This window comes from Senegalia massiliensis, assembly GCF_009911265.1.
Taxonomy (GTDB): domain Bacteria; phylum Bacillota; class Clostridia; order Tissierellales; family SIT17; genus Anaeromonas; species Anaeromonas massiliensis_A.
In genome coordinates this window covers 55,520-74,576 of record NZ_QXXA01000012.1, presented here as the reverse complement: position 1 = coordinate 74,576, position 19,057 = coordinate 55,520, and the positions used below count along the sequence as shown (strand labels likewise).

Below are 19,057 nucleotides of genomic sequence, written 5' to 3'. Positions count from 1 at the left end.
CCCACTCCCCCATTAAAAGAGCTCCCAAAAATTGGGAGCCTTTTTTTATTATTCTGCTATTTTTTCATCTAAATCTTCATCAGCTTCTACACCATATATTTCTTTCATTAATTCTCTTGTTTCATCTTCATTATGTTCAAAAAATGATAATGTCCATCCTTGGAATGTAAGAGATTTTGTTTCTCCAGGAAGGGTATGAGCATTTACATTATTCATATTCATTCCTATAGCTTTTGTAGCATTGGCAGTTATATCTAATACACTCATATCAGTTTTTACTTCTTTTGCAACAGTCATTGCTACTTTTGGAAGATTAAATCCTAATGCTTTTTTAAGAGCTGCTTTTATAAATTTCTGTTGAGCTTCTACTCTACCAATATCTCCATTTGCATAGCCTTTTCTAAATCTTAAAAAACCTATAGCTTCACTACCATTTAAAACTTGTGTTCCTTCTTCTAAATATCTCATTTCTTTTGTTCCATCTGGATAAAAGTATTCATATTTCATCCTTTGTGGCACGTCCATCTCAACTCCACCTAAAGATTCAACTATGTTTTCTACTCCATCATAAGATATTGTAGCATAGTTATCAATAGGTACACCTAGTATTTCTTCTACAGCTTCCATTGTTTTTTCAGCAGCTACTTTATGTCCTTTTTTTAAATTCCTAATATATACTGCATTTAATTTTCTATTGTCTGCTGTATCATATCCTGGTACATGATATTCAGTATCTCTAGGAACAGATATCATATCTACTTTTTTAGTTTTAGGATCAAAACTTGCAAATACAAGTGTATCACTTCTACCTTCTGCTTCTATTCCAATAAGTAATACATTTATTCTATCACTGTTTGCTACTGCTTTTTCAAATGCAGGCAAATTTTCTATTTCCTCTTGAGTATAGTCACGCATTGGATGGTCATTCCTTTTATCATTTGCATTTGCTGTTGAATCAAAGAAATTAAAATAAGTATAGGCACCTGCTCCCATTACTACTGTAAAACATAATAGGGCGATGGAAAAAACCTTTAGAAAATATTTCACATTTTATCATCCTTTATATTCTAATTGTAAGTTCACATAGTTATTATATCACATCTATGTATATATAGTATTATTTTTTTATTTAAAATATAAAGAATCCATACTTAAAAGGAGTCATGAGAATATTATTTTTAAATCTTACTATTATGTCTAAAGAAAATAAAACCCTAGACACAATGTCAATTCAAGCTAACAAACCCTAATATTTGAATTAAAAATTCATATGGCTTTTCATACATGGATGCATGACCTGAATTATTAAATATTACAAATCTAGAATCCTTTATTTTTTCATGTATCACTTTTTGATATTTTAAAGGTGTAACTACATCTTCATCTGAACCCATTATAAGTGTAGGTACATTTATCTTATATAATTCATCTGTAATATTTAAATCTTCAGCGCTAATTGTAAGTCTTACAAATGCATCATACCATTCTTTTGTAAATATATTAGTAAACATTTCTTCTCTTTTTCTGAGCCATTCTATATTTTCTTCATAAAATTCTGGGGAATATATTACTGGTATTGTAGTTTTAAAAAAATTAGAACCATCATATGTTTCAGCTGCATTTATCCAAGATTTACCTACATCTTTTAAGTTGTGATTTGTATAGCTTGTGGTATTTGCAAGTATTAGTGAACTAAGGTAATCTTGATATTTAAGTGTGAATTTCATAGCAACTTCTCCACCATAGGATATACCTACCATATGCACTTTTTTAACTTCTAAATAATCAAATAATCCTTTTAGTGTTTCTACATGTAAGTCTTGTGTGTATTGATAATCTACTTTTTCAGATTGTCCCTGATCTATGAAATCTACTAATATTAATTTATTATTTTTAGATAAACCTTCAATATATCCTTGCCAGCTTGCTGTACTCATCATTATTCCATTTAAAAGTATGATAACTTCGCCTTCACCATATGCTTCATAATAAATATCCATACCATCAATATTTACTATTGCCATATAATCACTCCTTACCATATCATAAGTTCATTTGCTCTGTTCTTAATTTCTTCTCTAAAATCAGGATGAGATATATTTATAAGTCTTTCTACTCTTTCAGCTATATTTGTACCACGAAGACTTGCTATACCATATTCCGTCACTACATAATCTACATCATTTCTAGATAATGTTACAATAGAACCCTTATCTAATAAAGGCACTATTTTAGAGATAGTTTTTCTTTCATCACCAACTCCTGTCCTTACACTTGCAGTAGATGATAATGCTATAATAGATTTTCCCCCTTTTGAATTTTGTGCCCCTATAGCAGTATCTGCTTGACCACCAGTTCCACTAAATTGATTATGTCCTATTGATTCAGATGCACATTGTCCTGTTAAATCTACTTGCAAAGTAGTATTTATTGATACCATCTTATAATTTTTACCTATTACGCACGGGTCATTTACCCAGTTTCCTTTCATAATCATTACCGCTGGATTATCATTAATAAAATCATATAATTTTTTAGTTCCAAGTGCAAATGTAGCTATCATCTTTTCAGGATACAATGTCTTTTTCTTTCCTGTTATAACACCATTTTTATATAAATCTACCATTCCATCTGTCAGCATTTCTGTATGAATCCCCAAATTCTTTTTATTCATAAGAGCATCTGCTACAGCATTTGGGATACCCCCTATGCCAAGTTGTAAGGTAGAACCATCTTCAACTAAAGTAGAGATATATTCTCCTATTTTTTTATCTATTTTACTTGGTTTTTGAGCTGGCAATTCAGGTACCTCATAATCTACTTCTATGAAATAATCTACATCTCTTATATCTAAAATAGTATCACCAAATGTCCTTGGCATATTAGGATTTATTTCAAGCATTACAACATCAGCATTTTCTATTATTTCTCTTTCATATGTTGCACTTAATGATAAAGATACATATCCATGCTTATCTACAGGAGAACAAGTTCCCATATAAATATTAGGCTGTCTATGATATAGCCTTTTTGTAGCCGAAAAATGAAGATGATTTGGTATATAGGAAACGTTTGCATGCTTGTGAGATTTTCTTATAGGAGGAGAATAAAACCATCCATCCATATGAAAATGACCTTTATTTTTATGGTTAGTAAAATACTCATAAACTCCCATAGGAAGACATGTAGATAAATTGACATTTTCTACTCTATGAGATATTTTATGCAAATTTTCTAAAATTCTTTTAGGCTCAGCTGCACCAAGAGCAGAAACTAAATTTTGATTTGATTTTATCTTTCTTAATGCTTCATCTAAAGAGATTACTTTTTTACTATATATATTATTTATATCCATTGTAATACCTCCTTAACCCCATCTTATGACATTTGCAGCCCAAGCATATCCTATACCTGCTGCTATCATTGAAACAATGGTTTTATCTTTAATCTTACCTTCTTTTAACCCTAAATAAAGAGATAATATTTGATCCACTTGACCCATATGACCATAATTTTCCAGGTAAATACTGTTATTTTTATCTAAATTTAAACTTTCTAACATTAATTCATACATTGAACGCTTAAAATGAAGCACTGCAAGATATCCTAATTCATCTTTATCTACATTAGATTTTTCAAATGCTTTATCTATACATTTAAACCAATTATTCATAGATACTTCATTTAGTCTATCTTTCATATGAACTGGATTCATTAATTTAAGAGACTTGTAAGCTTCACCTAAATTGCTTTCATCTATTGGATTTACAGTTCCGCCAATTTCTACACCTGCATCTCTTGACATAGAACCATCACTCATTATATGAGTACCTAATAATAAGTTTTTATTATAATTTTTCTTTAGTATAATAGCTCCACCACCAGCAGCTAAATTATACATCATAGAAGACTTTGGATCAGCATAATCTATTAAATCCCCATTTCTATATCCGCCTACTATCATTACTGTATTTATATTATCATCTGAAAGCATCATATCTTTTGCTATTTTCATAGCTGCAACTGTAGTACAACATCTTTGTTGTACATCCAGTGACCATGCATTTTTTGCGCCAATTTTTTCTTGAATATATATTCCTGAGGTGGTAAGAGGATATTCCTTCCATTCTTCTCCCATACATAATATTAAATCTATCTCTAGTGGATCTATTCCTGTATTTTTAATTGCATCAAGTCCTGCCTTTACTCCCATTTCTTGAGTACCATCACCTATATCAGGAATAGTTTTTTCTATTATACCTAATTTTTCTTTTATAGCTTCTTCTGCCCAAATACCTCCTGTAGCATCAGATATATCTTTTGCTGTCATTCTTACTTCAGGTATATAAACTCCCATACCTACTATACCTACATTTGGCTTTTGCATATTAAAACCTCCTAAAGTTTTTACATATTTATATTGCATAATCTATGCCAATAAAACTATAGTGAAAACGGCTAATTTTAGCTATTTTCATTAGTATAAAATATGCTATTTATTAGGCTGTTTAAAGTGTATTTTATTTAAACAAAAACTATATTAATTTAGTGTATTTTATATATACATGTTTTTTTATAGGACAGAAATTTTCAAAAAAAGAAGCATGCTTTATCGTTTTAAACAAAAACAAATATATTTTTATTTATATCTAGTAAATCTTAATTTCTTGATATTTATTGCAACAGATAAAATTTTCATATCCGTAATAATTTTATCTATAACTTTAAGAAACAGGTCTTAGAGCTAGAGCTCTTTGACCTGTTTTTCTCTTAGAAGCTTTTTATTTTAAAACAGCCCCTTTATTTTTTTGAAGTGAAATCAATTATAGAATCAATCAATTCATCAAGGTTGTCTATTAACGGTGAATGTCCACTATTTTCAATAACTTTTAATACTGCGTTATCCCCTATAGCATCTTTAATTCCTTTTGCCATTTCCATTGGAACAACATAATCCCTGTCTCCTTGAATTATTAACGTGGGAACCTGAATTTTCTCTGCTAGATTATTTCCTTCTACTACACCATTGTGTTTATTACTTATATTAAATGTTAATAATGCATAGTCTACATCAACTAAATTCCTTTGAGTTAACATATCTTCTAAGTAATCATCATATCTAGAATCATTAGGCTTATTATGAGTGTATATAGTCATTTCCCAGATTTGCTTTAAAGTCTCCTTATCCTTGTTCTTATAAGCGTTAAGGATAGGCATAACTTGGATAGGATCCATGGCTACTTCCTCTTTCGTTTTCAAAATTTCTCCTATGATAGGATTTCCTTGCTCATCTTTTTTAAATATTGGATATCCACTCACTCCAACTGATTCAAGTAAAATTAAATTTTCTACGTACTCAGGATAGTCCGCTGAAAATTGCATAGCCACTCCTCCACCAGTTGACCAACCAGCTACTGTGAACTTCTCCAAACCTATTTTGTCTACAAATAATTTTACATCTTCCGAAAAATCTTTAATGGAATTAATCTCCTTATTATATGTTGATATACCAAAACCTCTTAAATCTATTGCATATACTTTATAATCATCAGGTAGATTCTCCATTAATAAATCCCAATGCTTAGAGGATGTCATATTTCCATGTATCAATAGTAAATTTTTTTCACCACTACTACTTTCTCTATAACCTAGAGTTTCTCCGTTGTCTAATTCTAGTTTTTTTAATTTAATATCCATAAATCTCACCCTTATAGTTTATTATTTATATATTGCAAAAATTATTCTAAAGAGAAACATGTGATTTACATCCATTTATTTTATACTAATTATTAAATTAATACACATGTGCAAAGATAATGCATCATTTGATCCTTAATTATATATTCTATCTTATATAATATACTTTTCATTATTATTTAAATTCCATAAAATCTGTCATTTGTTTAAATTGATAACTTCCATTTTCTTCTACAACTTCACTTACTGCCATTTGAGTAACTCCTTCTCTTTCTCCTTCTGAATAAGATATTTCAGAAGCTAGACCTTCTGTATAATTAAGCCCATTCATTGCTTCTATATACCCGTCCCAAGATAAATTATCTTCAGCCTTTTTAAGACCAGCTACAAAAGTTTCTCCTGCTACCCAACCTGCCATTGTATATGAGTTTATTGGTGTATCTGGATAGTATTCTTTCATTGCATCCATTAATGGTTGTAATGACTCTTCTGTAACTTCTAACCAGCCCATTACATGTAGATTCTTAATAGCTTTTTCTGCTGCTGGTGCTGCTACTTCTAAAAATGATGCATCTGCATTTGAATAAGTTGTAAGAGAATCTACATCAGTCATACCTGCATTTTCCATGTTTTTAAGTATTCCTGCTGCACCTGTACTTAATCCATATATTATAATTAAATCAGGATCTTGTTCTTTAGCCTTTTGAATTGGTACTGTAAAGTCTGTATCACTTGCTCCAAATGGTATTTCTGCTTTTAATATATCTTTTTTATCTAGTTCATCTAATCCTGTTTTAAATCCTTCTAACCCATCATTACCTACATCATCATTTTGATAAATTACTACTACATCTTCTGCATTAAATTCTTCTACTGCAAATTTACTCATAAGTTTTCCTTCATATAAGTAATTTGGTTGTACTGGGAAGAAATTTTCACCAGCTTCTGTAAGAGATGCTGCTCCTGATCCAAAATATACTGAAGGTATACCTTCTTCTTTAATAATTTCTTCACTTGCTACTACTCCAGGAGTTCCTAAATGACCTACTACAGCAAATACTTCTTCGTCAAATATTAGAGATTCTATTGCTTGAACTGACTTATCTGGTTTAAATTCATCATCTTTTTTCAGAAGTTCTATCTCACGTCCATTAACTCCACCATCTTTATTTATAGTTTTAAAATAAGCTTCCATTCCAGCTACATAAGGAGCTCCTATAAATGATAAGGGTCCTGATTGTACTGCAACTGTTCCAATTTTTACATTATCTTCACTTACACCTTGTGCTAATTCTTTTTCACCTGATGTTTCGCTTGAATCGTTACCACATGCTGCCATAGAAATAGTTAACATCAATATCAACATAATCGCTATAATCCTCTTTGCCATTTTTATTCCTCCTTTAATTTCCACCTAGATATGCTTTTTTAATATCTGTATTTACTAATAATTCTTTGCTATTTCCTTCTAACACCACCTTTCCCGTCTCTAAAATATAGCCATAATCTGCAATAGATAATGCTTGATAAGCATTTTGTTCTACAAGTAATACTGTAGTACCTTCCTTGTTTATATCTTTTATTATTTGAAATATTTCTTTAACTATAATAGGTGCAAGACCTAGTGAAGGCTCATCTAAAAGTAAAATTTTTGGCTTAGCCATAAGAGCTCTAGCTATTGCAAGCATCTGTTGTTCTCCTCCTGATAAAGTCCCTGCATATTGTTTTTTTCTTTCTTTAAGTATTGGAAAATAATTATAAACTTCTTCTAGAGAATTTTCTATATTATTTCTATCTTTTCTAGTGTAAGCTCCTGCTTTTAAATTTTCTTCTACACTTAATTCAGGAAATATTTGTCTACCTTCAGGAGATTGTATAATTCCTTCTGATACTATTTTTTCAGGAGTATATTTATTAAATGATTTATTATTAAATTTTATTTTTCCTTTTTGAGGTTTTAATAATCCTGATATAACTTTTAATGTAGAAGTTTTTCCAGCTCCATTTGCTCCTAAAATGGTTACTATTTCTCCTTTTTTTATATTTATATTTATATTTTTTAAAGCATGAATAAATCCATAATATGCATCTATATTTTGGAGTTTTAACATTATACTATTTCACCTCCCAGATAGGCTTTTTGAACTTCTTCATTTTGTTGTATCTCAATAGGTGATCCTTCCGCAATTTTCTTTCCAAAATTTATAACACAAATTTTTTCACAAATATCCATTACTAGACTCATATCATGTTCTACTAATAAAATTGTAATATTTAATTCATCTCTTATTCTTATAATTAATTTTGCAAGTTCTTTAGTTTCAGTACTATTCATACCGGCAGCAGGTTCATCTAATATTATAAGTGATGGATCTGATACTAAAGTTCTTCCTAGTTCAATAAGTTTTTGTATTCCATATGGTTGTGATGCTGCCAACTCATGTTCTTTTCCTTTTAACCCTAAAAACCTTATTACATTTAATGCTTTTTTTCTTATTCTTTTTTCTTCCTTTATTGCACCTGGAAGTCTAAAGCCATATGAAAAAATATTCCCTTTTGTATTAGTTTGAAGACCAATTAATATATTTTCTAAAACCGTCATAGTCTTTACAAGCTCCACATTTTGAAAAGTTCTTACAAGTCCTTTATCTATTACTTGATGAGTTTTATAGTTTAAAAGATTATATTCTTTATTATTAAAAAATTTTAATTCTCCACTATCTGGATTATAAAATCTACTTATACAATTAAATACTGTAGTTTTTCCAGCTCCATTAGGACCTATGAGACCATATATAGTGTTCTTTTCTACATTAAAAGATAAATTATCTACTGCTTTTAATCCACCAAAACTGATAGATAAATTTTTTATAGTTAATATGTCCACTTTAAAACCTCCAATCTATACCACTTTTTCTTCTTTTAATTTTTCTTCTTTTGTTTTTTTATTAAATAAAAATTTAATTTTGATTCCAAGTCTTGCAATCCCTTGAGGCATAAACATTATTACTACAATTAAAAGTACTCCTGTTAAAATCATAGATAAATTTCTAATCTCACCTATTACAGGAATTTCCTTTAATATTTCTGGAATAGCTGTTAAAAAAGCAGCTCCTAATATACTTCCAAATATACTAGCTAGACCTCCTATAACTACCATTGCAAGTAAGTTAAGTGATAATTCTACTCCCCATTGATTGGGCTCTACAAATCTAATTAAATGTACATATAACCCTCCGGCTATACCAGTATAAAATGCTGATACTGAAAATGCTATAAGTTTATATTTAAAAATACTTATACCCATAGCTTGAGCTGCATGTTCACTATCTCTCATAGCAATTAAACCTCTACCTATTTTTGAATGTATAAAGTTATATGAAAAAATTGATAAAAGAGCCAAGATTATAAGAGAAAATATATAAAAAGACTCTCTACTTCGTAAACTTGTTCCAAACAAATTTATAGCACTTGCATTCATCCCAGAAAAACCATTTGTAAATGCTACCCACTCTTTAAATACTTGCTGTATTGCTACACCAAAGCCAAGTGTTGCAATAGCAAGATAATGTCCTTCAAGTCTAAGTGCTATAAGACCTAAAATTAAACCTATCACTAATGGTATTAATCCAGCTAAAAATATTCCTATTATAAATTCTACTCCTCCCATTTCAGGTAAAGTATTTGTTACATATGCTGATATATAAGCTCCAAGCCCCATAAAAGCAGCATGACCAAGTGAAATCTGTCCAGAATATCCAAGTAGTATATTAAATCCTAAAGCTGCTATTGAATATATTACTATTGTATTTATAAGTGTCATAGTAGATCTTTGTACTCCTAATATAAATGGTAAGCTTGATATTATTAAAATAAAAATAATATATATAGTAGTTTTTTTATTTATATTCTTCATATATTACACCTTCTTTCTATGAGTTTTTCCAAATAATCCTGTAGGTTTTAATATGAGTATGACTATTAACAGTCCATAAACTATTACAGTTTTCCATGCAAGTGATATATACATTCCTACTAAATTATCTAGAACTCCTATTATTAATCCACCGAGTACTGGTCCATAAAAAGAGCCGAATCCCCCTAATACTGCTGCTATAAATGATTTTAAATGAACTTCTCCCATCATAGTAGTAGATACATTTGTGGTAGGTGCTATTAAAATTCCTGCAAGCGCCCCCAAAAGTGTTGCTGTAATCCATGCAAACGAATAAACTTTAAATACAGGAATCCCCATAAGTCTAGCTGTAATTTCATTTTGTGCTGTAGCTCTTATTGCAATCCCTAACTTTGTTTTATTTATTATATAAAATAATATCCCTGTAATTATCATAGTAAGAGCAATTATAAATATTGCATTTGGTTGAATTACCACACCACTTACTTTAATATTATCTACATCTATTGCCCTTCTAAAGTAATATGAGTCAATACCAAATATTGCTGAAGCAAGGCCTCCTATTATCATTATTAGTCCTAATGTAATTATCATTTTGCTTACAAGTGATGCATTTGATGCAGGTCTTATAAATATTCTTTCTACTAAAAATCCAAATATAAGCGCAAATACTAATGCTCCTAATACAGCTAAATAATAAGAAAAACCAAAGCTATCAAATAATGTAAAAGATATAAATGCCGAAAACATAGCCATTTCACCTTGAGCAAAGTTTACAACATCTGATGTTCTAAATATTAAAACTAGTCCTAAAGCGGCCAAAGCATATAAACTTCCTGTTTCAAGACCAGCTATTACATTCTGAAAAAATATTGCCATTTTTACCCCTCCTACTCATACTTTTGAAAACGCTTTCTTTTGTAATATTATATTTGCAATATTTATGCCATATATCACAATATTATAGAATTGCTATTTTATCTATATTTAAATAGAACAAAATAAATCTATTTATAAAAAAAAGTAAAATTGTATTAATTTAAAACAACTTTACTTGAAATTACTGTATTCTATTCATACACTGTCCAATCATACTACACAGAGATATTATATCTTTCAATTTTGTCATAAAGATTAGATCTACTTATTTTTAGTAAATTTGACGCTTTTAATTTATTTCCTTTTGTATAAGTTAAAGCTTCTATAATAGCTTTTCGTTCTGCTTTTTCTATTATTTCTTTTATAGATTTTACAGGACCTATTGTTATTTCCTTTTTAGTTTTTGTTATATAATTAGATAAATGTCTAGTAAGTATTCTATTATTATCCGTTAAATTTACAGCTCTTTCCAAGATATTTTCAAGTTCTCTTACATTTCCAGGCCAATCATGCGATTTCAAATAATCCATAGCTTCATGGGAAATTTCATTTACATACTTTCCTAATTGTTTAGATATCTTTTTTAATAACAATTTACTTAGAGATTCTATATCATCTATTCTTTTTCTTAAAGGTGGTATTTCTATACTCATAACATTTAATCTATAATATAAATCTTCTCTAAATTTACCTTCTTCAACTAATTCTTCTAACCTTTTATTCGTAGCTGCTATTACTCTTATATCTATATTTTGTGTTTTATTGCTTCCAATCCTTTCAATCTCACGTTCTTGCAAAACTCTTAATAGTTTAGATTGCATATTTAAAGGCATATCTCCTATTTCATCTAAAAATATACTTCCTTTGTTTGCTAATTGAAATTTACCTATTTTACCGCCTTTTTTAGCTCCAGTGAATGCTCCATCTACATACCCAAATAACTCTGATTCAAGTAATTCTTCTGGTATAGCAGCACAATTAACTTTTACAAAAGGATCAAGATGTCTTCGGCTATCATTATGAATAGAATGAGCAAATAATTCCTTACCTGTACCGCTTTCACCAAGTATTAGTACATTAGAGCTTGTCATAGAAGCTTTTCTTCCCATGGATTTAATTTCATTCATTATAATACTTCTACTAATTATATTTTCCCAAGAATATTTAGCGCCTGATAACTCTCTTAATCTATTTCTATAGTGCTTTATTTCTGTTTCTAAAAGTTTGTTTTTCTCTATTATATCTCTAAACTGTTCCATGTCTTGAAAAAGCACCATCCCGAAACCATAATCTACCTCACCATTTTCATCTAATATAGGGATTCTATGAACAATACCAGTATGACCATTTTCAAATTTATGTTTCCAAGCTATTTCAGATTTTTTTGTTTGAAAAACATAAGGAAATCTAGAATATTTATCTACATCTTGAACCTTTTTACCTATTATATATGATTTTTCATATCCTAAATAATTAGCAAAAATATCATTAATCATTATGATTTGTGTATTTCTATCTAATAATATAAGTGGGACTGGTATAGGATCAAATATTTTTTGCATAGTAGATACTAAATAATTATTTAATTCTAAATTTTTTGTCATTTCTATCTCCCTTCAAATTCTTCATTAATTATATATATCATATTATTAAACACTAAATTAATTCTTTCATCTTTTAGAAAATTTTCTTCTATTTGCGATTTTAATAGTAATATAAATTCTATTATATATTCCTTTACACTAATACTTGTTCTAGATTCAATCATACTTTTAAACCACTTTATTTTATTTTTAAATATTACATACCTTTGTGTTTCAAGTATTATTTTTAACCCTTCTATAGTATCATTAGATGCCATATGTATAACTTCTTCAGAAGAACTAGAATATTGATTAAAATATTTTTTATCTTTAGCTCTAGCTATAGTAGACTTAATTATATTTATTTTTTTCTTATCTAAAAGTATAATTAATTCATCTATATCCATATCATCATCCCCTTTAGATTATCTTATATATATCATATAATATTTTCCATAAAATTAAAACAAAAAAAGAGTATACATCAGAATTCTGATATATACTCTAGTTAAACTTTATTTATATTTACTATCTTTCAACTATAAGTGAAGTACCTTGTCCTCCACCGATACATAGAGTTGCAAGTCCTGTTTTAGAGTTTCTTTTCTCCATTTCATATAATAATGTAATTAAAATTCTAGCTCCACTAGCTCCTACTGGATGACCAATTGCTATAGAACCTCCATTTACATTTACTTTCTCTGGATCCATTTTTAAATCTTTAACTACTGCAAGTGATTGTGCAGCAAAAGCCTCATTAGCTTCTATTAAATCTATATCTTCAATGCTTAAATCAGCTTTTTCAAGTGCTTTTTTAGTAGCAGGCACTGGACCATAACCCATTATTTTAGGATCTAACCCTGCTGAACCATATGATTTTATAGTTACAAGTGGTTTAAGTCCTAATTCTTCACATTTTTCTTTACTCATTAAAATAAGCATTGCTGCTCCATCATTTATTCCTGATGCATTTGCAGCTGTTACTGTACCATCTTTTTTGAATGCTGGACGTAATTTTGAAATCTTTTCTTTAGTTACTCCTTTTTTAATATATTCATCATCTTGTACTACTATAGGTTCTCCTCTTCTTTGTGGTACTTCTACAGGTACAATTTCATCTTTAAATCTTCCTTCAGCTTGAGCTTTTTCTGCTCTATTTTGACTTCTTACTGCAAACTCATCTTGCATATCACGAGTTAAATTCCATTGTTCCGCTATATTTTCTGCTGTTATACCCATATGAATATCAAAGAACGCATCAGATAATGAATCATTAATCATACTATCAACTATCTGTCCATCTCCCATTCTTTGTCCCCATCTTGCCTTAGGAAGTAAATATGGAGCATTACTCATACTTTCTGTTCCTCCTGCCAGTATAACATCAGCATCTCCAAGCATTATAAACTGTGCTGCCATACTAACAGTTCTAAGTCCTGAACCACAAACTTTATTTATTGTCATTGCTGGAGTGGTTTCTGGTATTCCTGCATTTATAGCAACTTGTCTTGAAGGGTTTTGTCCAAGTCCTGCTGACAAAACATTTCCTATTAAAACATTATCTACCATTTCTGGCTTTATACCTGCTCTTTTCATAGCTTCTTTTGCTGCTACAACACCTAAGTCTATTGCTGATAATTTTGATAAAGCACCTCCAAAAGCACCTACTGGTGTTCTTGCTGCTCCTACTATTACTACTTCTCTCATTTATAACTCCTCCTTGTATGGTTAATATATTAACGATGTCTTTACATAACTCGAACCTTGCACTATGCAAGGTTCGTAATATTTTTTATTTATCTATTATAATCATAGAATCCTTTTTTAGTTTTTCTACCTAACATTCCGCCTCTTACCATTTTTCTAAGTAATGGGTGAGGTCTATATTTAGAATCACCAAATTCATCATATAAAACTTCCATAATGGCAAGACATACATCTACACCAATTAAATCTGCAAGTGCTAATGGTCCTATTGGATGATTTGCTCCTAATTTCATAGCTTCATCTATATCTTCTTTAGATGCAACTCCTTCTGCAAGTATACCTGCTGCTTCATTAATCATTGGTACTAGTATTCTATTTACTACAAATCCTGGTGCCTCTTCAACTTCTACTGAAGTTTTTCCTAACTCCTTAGACATTTCAATTATTTTCATTTTTGTTTCTTCACTAGTTGCTATTCCTTTTATAACTTCTACTAGTTTCATAACTGGTACTGGATTGAAAAAATGCATTCCAATTACCTTTTCAGGTCTATTTGTAGCTGATGCTATTTCTGTTATAGAAAGAGAAGAAGTATTTGAAGCAAGTATTGCATCTTCCTTACAAACTTCATCTAATTCCTTAAATATTTTTTTCTTTATATCCATATTTTCTACTGCTGCTTCTATTACTATATCAGAATCTTTTATATCATCATTAGAAAGTGTACCTCTAACTCTACCCATTATTTCATTTTTCTTATCTTCAGTTATTTTTTCTTTTTTTACTAATCTGTCTAAATTTTTAGATATGATTTTTATACCTCTATCTATTCCCTCTTGATTTATATCCTTTATCATTACATCATATCCCGCTCCTGCAAATGCTTGAGCTATTCCTGAACCCATTGTTCCGCCACCAATAATTGTAGCTTTCATATTCAGCCTCCTAACAGTTTATTTATTTTTGAAATTTGGTTTTCTCTTTTCTATAAATGCATTCATTCCTTCTTTTTGATCCTCTGTTGAAAAACATAGTCCAAATAAATCTTTTTCTATTTCTATTCCTGTTTCAATATCTGTTTCAATGCCTCTATTAATTGCAGCTTTTGAATATCTTACAGCAAGCTGAGCTTTAGATGATATTTTCTCAGCCATTTCTAGTGCAGAATTCATTAGGTCTTCTTTTGATACAACTTGATTTACAAGTCCAATTTTTTCTGCTGTATTAGCATCTACCATATCGCCTGTAAATATTAACTCTTTAGCTTTAGCAGTTCCTACAAGTCTTGAAAGTCTTTGGGTCCCACTAAATCCTGGAGTTATTCCAAGTCCTACTTCTGGTTGACCAAATTTAGCCTTTTCAGATGCTATTCTTATGTCACATGCCATAGAAAGCTCACATCCTCCACCTAATGCAAATCCATTTACAGCTGCAATAACTGGTTTTTCCATTATTTCTATTTTTCTAAAAATATCACTGCCAAGCTTACCAAATTCTCTTCCTTCACTTGCAGTTTTTTCTTTCATTTCTAGAATATCAGCACCTGCTACAAATGCCTTACCTTCACCTGATAATACAATAACGTTTACATCTTGATCTTTATCAAGCACATCAATTGCATTATCTAGTTCCAATAGAGTATCTGTATTTAATGCATTTAAAGCTTTGGGTCTATTAATTTTAAGTATTGCTACATTTTCTTTTTTCTCCAAAGTTAAATTATTAAAATTCACATTATCCCTCCTCTATTTCTATATAATTTTAATATGCAAATACTATGCCAGTTTAAAAATATATTTATTTTTGTTGCAATAACTATATTTAAGTAGACATATATTTATTTGAATTTAAAAAACTGTGCAGAAACCCATACAGATGTATAAAATAATATACACCAAGAGTTTTTGGCGTATACTGTCAATTAGCTTTTTTTATCATGTTATTATATGCTTTATTTATTTTAAATACTCCTAAATAATTATTTTCATTATCTATTACTGGTAAAATATCATATCCCTCTTTAAATTGAATTTCTAATGCTTCCATTATAGTTTTATTCTGATTTATTGCTGCTATATTCTCTATATTTTCTTTCATAAATACAAAATTCTTCCCTATATAATACATACCTATATATTGTCCATTTTTTAATACAGGTAAAATATTTATATCTTCTTCAAATTTTAACTTTGCATTATTTTCCACATTATTTAATTCTATTGTAGGGTAATTCTTAACTAATGTATTTTTAATATTTGCTACATCTGCATAAGAAGTAAAACTTTTTATGCCAAAAAATTCATTTATATAATTATCTTCTTGGTTAAAAAATATATCCTCTCTACTACCAGATATAATAAGCTCCCCTTCTTTTAATAACACTATTTTATTTCCAAGCTTCATAGCTTCATGTATATCATGAGTTACAAAAATAATAGTCTTATTTACTTTTTTGTGTATATCTATTAATTCATCTTGTAATTTTTTTCTAGTAATTTCATCTATAGCTCCAAAAGGTTCATCCATTAAAATTATAGGAGGATCTGCCGCTAGTGCTCTTGCAACTCCAACTCTTTGTTGCTGTCCTCCACTTAATTCACGAGGATATTTTTTTAAATCATTTTTTGTAAGACCTACAAGCTCTATAAGTTCCCTTGCTCTTTGTTTTCTTTGAACCTTTTCCACTCCTTTAATCTTTAGTACATATGATATATTTTCAGATATATTTAAGTGTGGAAATAACCCTACTTGTTGAATTACATATCCTATCTGACGTCTTAAATATATTTGATTCCATTTAGATATTTCTTTATTATTAATATATATATTACCATCAGATGACTTAATTAATCCATTTATTAACTTTAAAGCTGTTGTTTTGCCACATCCAGAGGGACCAATCAATGTTACAAATTCACCTTCATTAATCTCTAAATTCAAATTTTTCAAAGCTTTTTTTCCATTACCATAATCCTTTGAAACATTCTCAAACTTTACTACTGCCACTATAATAGTCCTTTCTCTTCTAAAAATTCATATGCTACATCTTCTGGATCTTCATTTTTACTCTCAACTTTATTGTTTATATTTCTTATTTCTTCTTCACTTATATTATTAGCTAACATATTCAAAACATCTTTAAGTTCTGGATATTCTTTTAATGTTTCATTTTTAACTACTGTTGAAGCATAATATGATGGGAAGAAATTATTATCATCTTCCAGTACTTTTAATCCATATTCATCTAATAACCCATCTGTAGAGAAAGCATTTATAACATCTACTTTACCTGATTCTATTGCTTGATATTTAAGTCCTATATCCATTTCTTTTGTGTCTTTAAAATTGAATCCATAAACATTTTTTATAGCATTAAATCCATCATCTCTTTCATAAAAATCATACTCAGCTCCAAATACAAGTTCTTCACTATTTTCTGCTAAATCTGAATATGTTTCTATACCTAATTCTTTTGCTTTTTCAGCATTTACTGCCAATGTAAAAGTATTATTAAATCCATACTGGTCAAGCCATAAAAGATCAAATTCTTCTTCATAAGCTTCTTTTGTTCTTTTATACATTTCATCAGGATCTTCTATCAAATCATTTTCAAGAACAAACATCCACCCTGTGCCTGTATATTCTGGATAAAGATCAATTTCACCAGAAATTATTGCAGGATGTAAGTTACTAGTTCCACCTGCTATACCTGATTTCATATCTACATTTATCTCTGTTTTTTCTTCCACTAAAATCTTTATCATTTCACCTATTATATATTGCTCTGTCATAGGCTTTGTTCCTATAGTTATTGACTTTTCCTCTCCAGCACCTGATGTTTCTTCTCCATTTTCATCATCACAAGCTACAACTGTTCCTAGAATTAAAAATAATGCTAAAATTAATATTCCAATTTTTTTAAGCATTTACGTTTCCTCCTTTAATCTTTTTCCCTGCACTTTTCTAATAACTAATTTTTCTATAAACTCCAATATTCTATCAGCAATAATAGCAAGAAGTGCAACTAAGATACTCCCCGAAAATAATAATTCTGTATTATATGTGGTTATTCCTCTCCAGATAGCTGTTCCTATACCCCCTGCGCCAATAAATGCAGCTATTGCAGTCATAGCAATAGTCATAACTATCATTGTTCTAAGTCCTGCTATTATAACTGGAAGAGCTAGAGGAAGCTCTATATTAAATAATAATTGAAACCGAGTACTTCCCATTCCTTTTCCTGCTTCTACTATTGATTTGTCTACTTCTGTAATCCCTACATAAGTATTTCTAACAACGGGAAGAAGACCATATATTATAAGTGCTAATATTGCATTAGTAGTACCTAATCCAATAACAGAAACCATAATTCCAAAGAACGCTATCACAGGTATAGTATATAAAAAGTTAGTAAGACTTATTACAAATGGTGCTAATCTTCTATACCTAGAAATTAATACTCCAAGTGGTACACCTATAAGTGTTATAAAAGTTATAGCAATTAAAGAAATTTTTATATGCTCTAAAGTTATTTCTAAAAAATAATCACTTCTTTCTATATATATCCTAAACAATCCAGATATTGAATTAAAAAAATCCATATTATCCCCCCAGTGTTTCTAGTCATTCATTAAAAAATCTATACCCTTTATATTATATATATAATCATGATATAATTAATAATATTCATATTGTTTATATAATATCATTCAGGGTAAATAATGAATTGAAATATTAAAATAATAGGGAGGTTTTTTAGTGGAAAATATTTTGCAAATATTAAAATATGCTATGGAAATGGAAAGGCAAGGACAAAGATTTTATCAAAAATATAAAGATGAAATTGAAGATAAAGATGTTAAAAAAGTTTTTGAAAGTTTAGCTGATGTGGAAAACGACCACTATAATATATTAAAAAAGCATTATGATGGATTATCAAAAAATAATAATTGGAATTCTTTTGATATCGAACTTTCTGACGGAAGTGAAATATTTGAAAATGTTTTTGAACAAGAAAAAGATAAAATGACAAAACGAAATTTAGAATCTAACTTTTCTGATATGACTATTATGAGAATGGCATATTTAATAGAAAATGATTTTGCTAATTATTATAGAGAAGCTATAACCAAAACAGATAATGAACAAGCTAAAAACCTACTAAAAACATTAGCAGAATGGGAAGATAAGCACAGAGAATATTTTTACAATGAATTCAAAAAATATATGCAAGATAGTTGGTTTGATCAAAGCTTCTATCCATTTTAATAAGGAG

At 29.2% G+C, this 19,057-nt stretch carries 19 protein-coding genes; 1 reads left to right on the top strand and 18 read right to left on the bottom strand.

Annotation, left to right across the window (positions count from 1 at the left end; translation table 11 throughout):
- Window positions 1-48: 48 nt before the first annotated feature.
- The 18 genes from D3Z33_RS11645 to D3Z33_RS11560 form a co-directional block, all read right to left on the bottom strand.
- Window positions 49-1,047 carry an LCP family protein gene (locus D3Z33_RS11645; protein WP_160197929.1) on the bottom strand — a complete coding sequence of 333 codons (999 nt, stop codon included), beginning with the start codon at window positions 1,045-1,047 and terminating at the stop codon, window positions 49-51.
- A gap of 179 nt (window positions 1,048-1,226) precedes the next feature.
- Complete coding sequence (locus D3Z33_RS11640; RefSeq protein ID WP_160197928.1) at window positions 1,227-2,024, bottom strand: alpha/beta fold hydrolase; 798 nt, start codon at window positions 2,022-2,024, stop codon at window positions 1,227-1,229.
- 11 nt (window positions 2,025-2,035) lie between these two features.
- Complete coding sequence (locus tag D3Z33_RS11635; RefSeq protein WP_160197927.1) at window positions 2,036-3,355, bottom strand: acetyl-CoA hydrolase/transferase family protein; 1,320 nt, start codon at window positions 3,353-3,355, stop codon at window positions 2,036-2,038.
- A 12-nt stretch (window positions 3,356-3,367) separates the two neighbouring features.
- Window positions 3,368-4,387 (bottom strand): 3-oxoacyl-ACP synthase, encoded by a 1,020-nt coding sequence (locus D3Z33_RS11630; protein WP_160197926.1) that lies wholly within the window; start codon window positions 4,385-4,387, stop codon window positions 3,368-3,370.
- Between the two features lie 413 nt (window positions 4,388-4,800).
- Window positions 4,801-5,697 carry an intracellular short-chain-length polyhydroxyalkanoate depolymerase gene (phaZ, locus tag D3Z33_RS11625; RefSeq protein WP_160197925.1) on the bottom strand — a complete coding sequence of 299 codons (897 nt, stop codon included), beginning with the start codon at window positions 5,695-5,697 and terminating at the stop codon, window positions 4,801-4,803.
- Window positions 5,698-5,872: 175 nt separating this feature from the next.
- The gene (locus tag D3Z33_RS11620; RefSeq protein WP_160197924.1) at window positions 5,873-7,087 is read right to left on the bottom strand and encodes an ABC transporter substrate-binding protein; all 1,215 of its coding nucleotides are present in this window, start codon (window positions 7,085-7,087) and stop codon (window positions 5,873-5,875) included.
- A 13-nt stretch (window positions 7,088-7,100) separates the two neighbouring features.
- Window positions 7,101-7,808: an ABC transporter ATP-binding protein gene (locus D3Z33_RS11615; protein WP_160197923.1), complete on the bottom strand. Its 708-nt coding sequence runs from the start codon at window positions 7,806-7,808 to the stop codon at window positions 7,101-7,103.
- Window positions 7,808-8,584 carry an ATP-binding cassette domain-containing protein gene (locus D3Z33_RS17115; protein ID WP_160197922.1) on the bottom strand — a complete coding sequence of 259 codons (777 nt, stop codon included), beginning with the start codon at window positions 8,582-8,584 and terminating at the stop codon, window positions 7,808-7,810. Before D3Z33_RS17115 ends, D3Z33_RS11615 begins: the two co-directional genes overlap by 1 nt.
- Window positions 8,585-8,599: 15 nt before the next feature.
- A complete protein-coding gene (locus D3Z33_RS11605) occupies window positions 8,600-9,613 on the bottom strand; it encodes a branched-chain amino acid ABC transporter permease (RefSeq protein WP_201750514.1) in 1,014 nt (337 codons plus the stop codon).
- A gap of 3 nt (window positions 9,614-9,616) precedes the next feature.
- On the bottom strand, window positions 9,617-10,492 hold the full coding sequence (locus tag D3Z33_RS11600) for a branched-chain amino acid ABC transporter permease (RefSeq protein WP_160197921.1): 876 nt from the start codon (window positions 10,490-10,492) through the stop codon (window positions 9,617-9,619).
- A 215-nt stretch (window positions 10,493-10,707) separates the two neighbouring features.
- Window positions 10,708-12,096, bottom strand: a complete 1,389-nt coding sequence (locus D3Z33_RS11595; RefSeq protein WP_160197920.1) for a sigma-54 interaction domain-containing protein — start codon at window positions 12,094-12,096, stop codon at window positions 10,708-10,710.
- Window positions 12,097-12,098: 2 nt separating this feature from the next.
- Window positions 12,099-12,482 carry a hypothetical protein gene (locus tag D3Z33_RS11590; protein WP_160197919.1) on the bottom strand — a complete coding sequence of 128 codons (384 nt, stop codon included), beginning with the start codon at window positions 12,480-12,482 and terminating at the stop codon, window positions 12,099-12,101.
- 121 nt (window positions 12,483-12,603) lie between these two features.
- Window positions 12,604-13,782: an acetyl-CoA C-acetyltransferase gene (locus D3Z33_RS11585; protein ID WP_160197918.1), complete on the bottom strand. Its 1,179-nt coding sequence runs from the start codon at window positions 13,780-13,782 to the stop codon at window positions 12,604-12,606.
- 89 nt (window positions 13,783-13,871) lie between these two features.
- Complete coding sequence (locus tag D3Z33_RS11580) at window positions 13,872-14,717, bottom strand: 3-hydroxybutyryl-CoA dehydrogenase (RefSeq protein ID WP_160197917.1); 846 nt, start codon at window positions 14,715-14,717, stop codon at window positions 13,872-13,874.
- A gap of 18 nt (window positions 14,718-14,735) precedes the next feature.
- A complete protein-coding gene (locus tag D3Z33_RS11575) occupies window positions 14,736-15,515 on the bottom strand; it encodes a short-chain-enoyl-CoA hydratase (protein ID WP_160197916.1) in 780 nt (259 codons plus the stop codon).
- A 184-nt stretch (window positions 15,516-15,699) separates the two neighbouring features.
- Entirely contained in the window at window positions 15,700-16,788 is a 1,089-nt protein-coding gene (locus D3Z33_RS11570; protein ID WP_160197915.1) for an ATP-binding cassette domain-containing protein, read from the bottom strand.
- Complete coding sequence (locus D3Z33_RS11565; protein ID WP_160197914.1) at window positions 16,788-17,708, bottom strand: glycine betaine ABC transporter substrate-binding protein; 921 nt, start codon at window positions 17,706-17,708, stop codon at window positions 16,788-16,790. The genes D3Z33_RS11570 and D3Z33_RS11565 overlap by 1 nt, the downstream gene beginning before the upstream one ends.
- Window positions 17,709-18,383: an ABC transporter permease gene (locus D3Z33_RS11560; protein WP_160197913.1), complete on the bottom strand. Its 675-nt coding sequence runs from the start codon at window positions 18,381-18,383 to the stop codon at window positions 17,709-17,711. It lies immediately after the preceding gene.
- 157 nt (window positions 18,384-18,540) lie between these two features.
- On the opposite strand from D3Z33_RS11560, the gene D3Z33_RS11555 reads away from it, so the two are divergent.
- Window positions 18,541-19,050 carry a ferritin family protein gene (locus D3Z33_RS11555; RefSeq protein ID WP_160197912.1) on the top strand — a complete coding sequence of 170 codons (510 nt, stop codon included), beginning with the start codon at window positions 18,541-18,543 and terminating at the stop codon, window positions 19,048-19,050.
- The last annotated feature ends 7 nt before the right edge of the window (window positions 19,051-19,057 follow it).

Bases quoted from the DNA above. Each gene is read 5' to 3' on its own strand.
- D3Z33_RS11605 (WP_201750514.1), bottom strand. From the start codon at position 9,613: ATGAAGAATATAAATAAAAAAACTACTATATATATTATTTTTATTTTA.
- D3Z33_RS11565 (WP_160197914.1), bottom strand. From the start codon at position 17,708: ATGCTTAAAAAAATTGGAATATTAATTTTAGCATTATTTTTAATTCTA.
- D3Z33_RS11640 (WP_160197928.1), bottom strand. From the start codon at position 2,024: ATGGCAATAGTAAATATTGATGGTATGGATATTTATTATGAAGCATAT.
- D3Z33_RS11620 (WP_160197924.1), bottom strand. From the start codon at position 7,087: ATGGCAAAGAGGATTATAGCGATTATGTTGATATTGATGTTAACTATT.
- D3Z33_RS11630 (WP_160197926.1), bottom strand. From the start codon at position 4,387: ATGCAAAAGCCAAATGTAGGTATAGTAGGTATGGGAGTTTATATACCT.
- D3Z33_RS11615 (WP_160197923.1), bottom strand. From the start codon at position 7,808: ATGTTAAAACTCCAAAATATAGATGCATATTATGGATTTATTCATGCT.
- D3Z33_RS11635 (WP_160197927.1), bottom strand. From the start codon at position 3,355: ATGGATATAAATAATATATATAGTAAAAAAGTAATCTCTTTAGATGAA.
- D3Z33_RS11560 (WP_160197913.1), bottom strand. From the start codon at position 18,383: ATGGATTTTTTTAATTCAATATCTGGATTGTTTAGGATATATATAGAA.
- D3Z33_RS11585 (WP_160197918.1), bottom strand. From the start codon at position 13,782: ATGAGAGAAGTAGTAATAGTAGGAGCAGCAAGAACACCAGTAGGTGCT.
- D3Z33_RS11600 (WP_160197921.1), bottom strand. From the start codon at position 10,492: ATGGCAATATTTTTTCAGAATGTAATAGCTGGTCTTGAAACAGGAAGT.
- D3Z33_RS11590 (WP_160197919.1), bottom strand. From the start codon at position 12,482: ATGGATATAGATGAATTAATTATACTTTTAGATAAGAAAAAAATAAAT.
- D3Z33_RS11580 (WP_160197917.1), bottom strand. From the start codon at position 14,717: ATGAAAGCTACAATTATTGGTGGCGGAACAATGGGTTCAGGAATAGCT.
- phaZ (WP_160197925.1), bottom strand. From the start codon at position 5,697: ATGGATATTAAATTAAAAAAACTAGAATTAGACAACGGAGAAACTCTA.
- D3Z33_RS11595 (WP_160197920.1), bottom strand. From the start codon at position 12,096: ATGACAAAAAATTTAGAATTAAATAATTATTTAGTATCTACTATGCAA.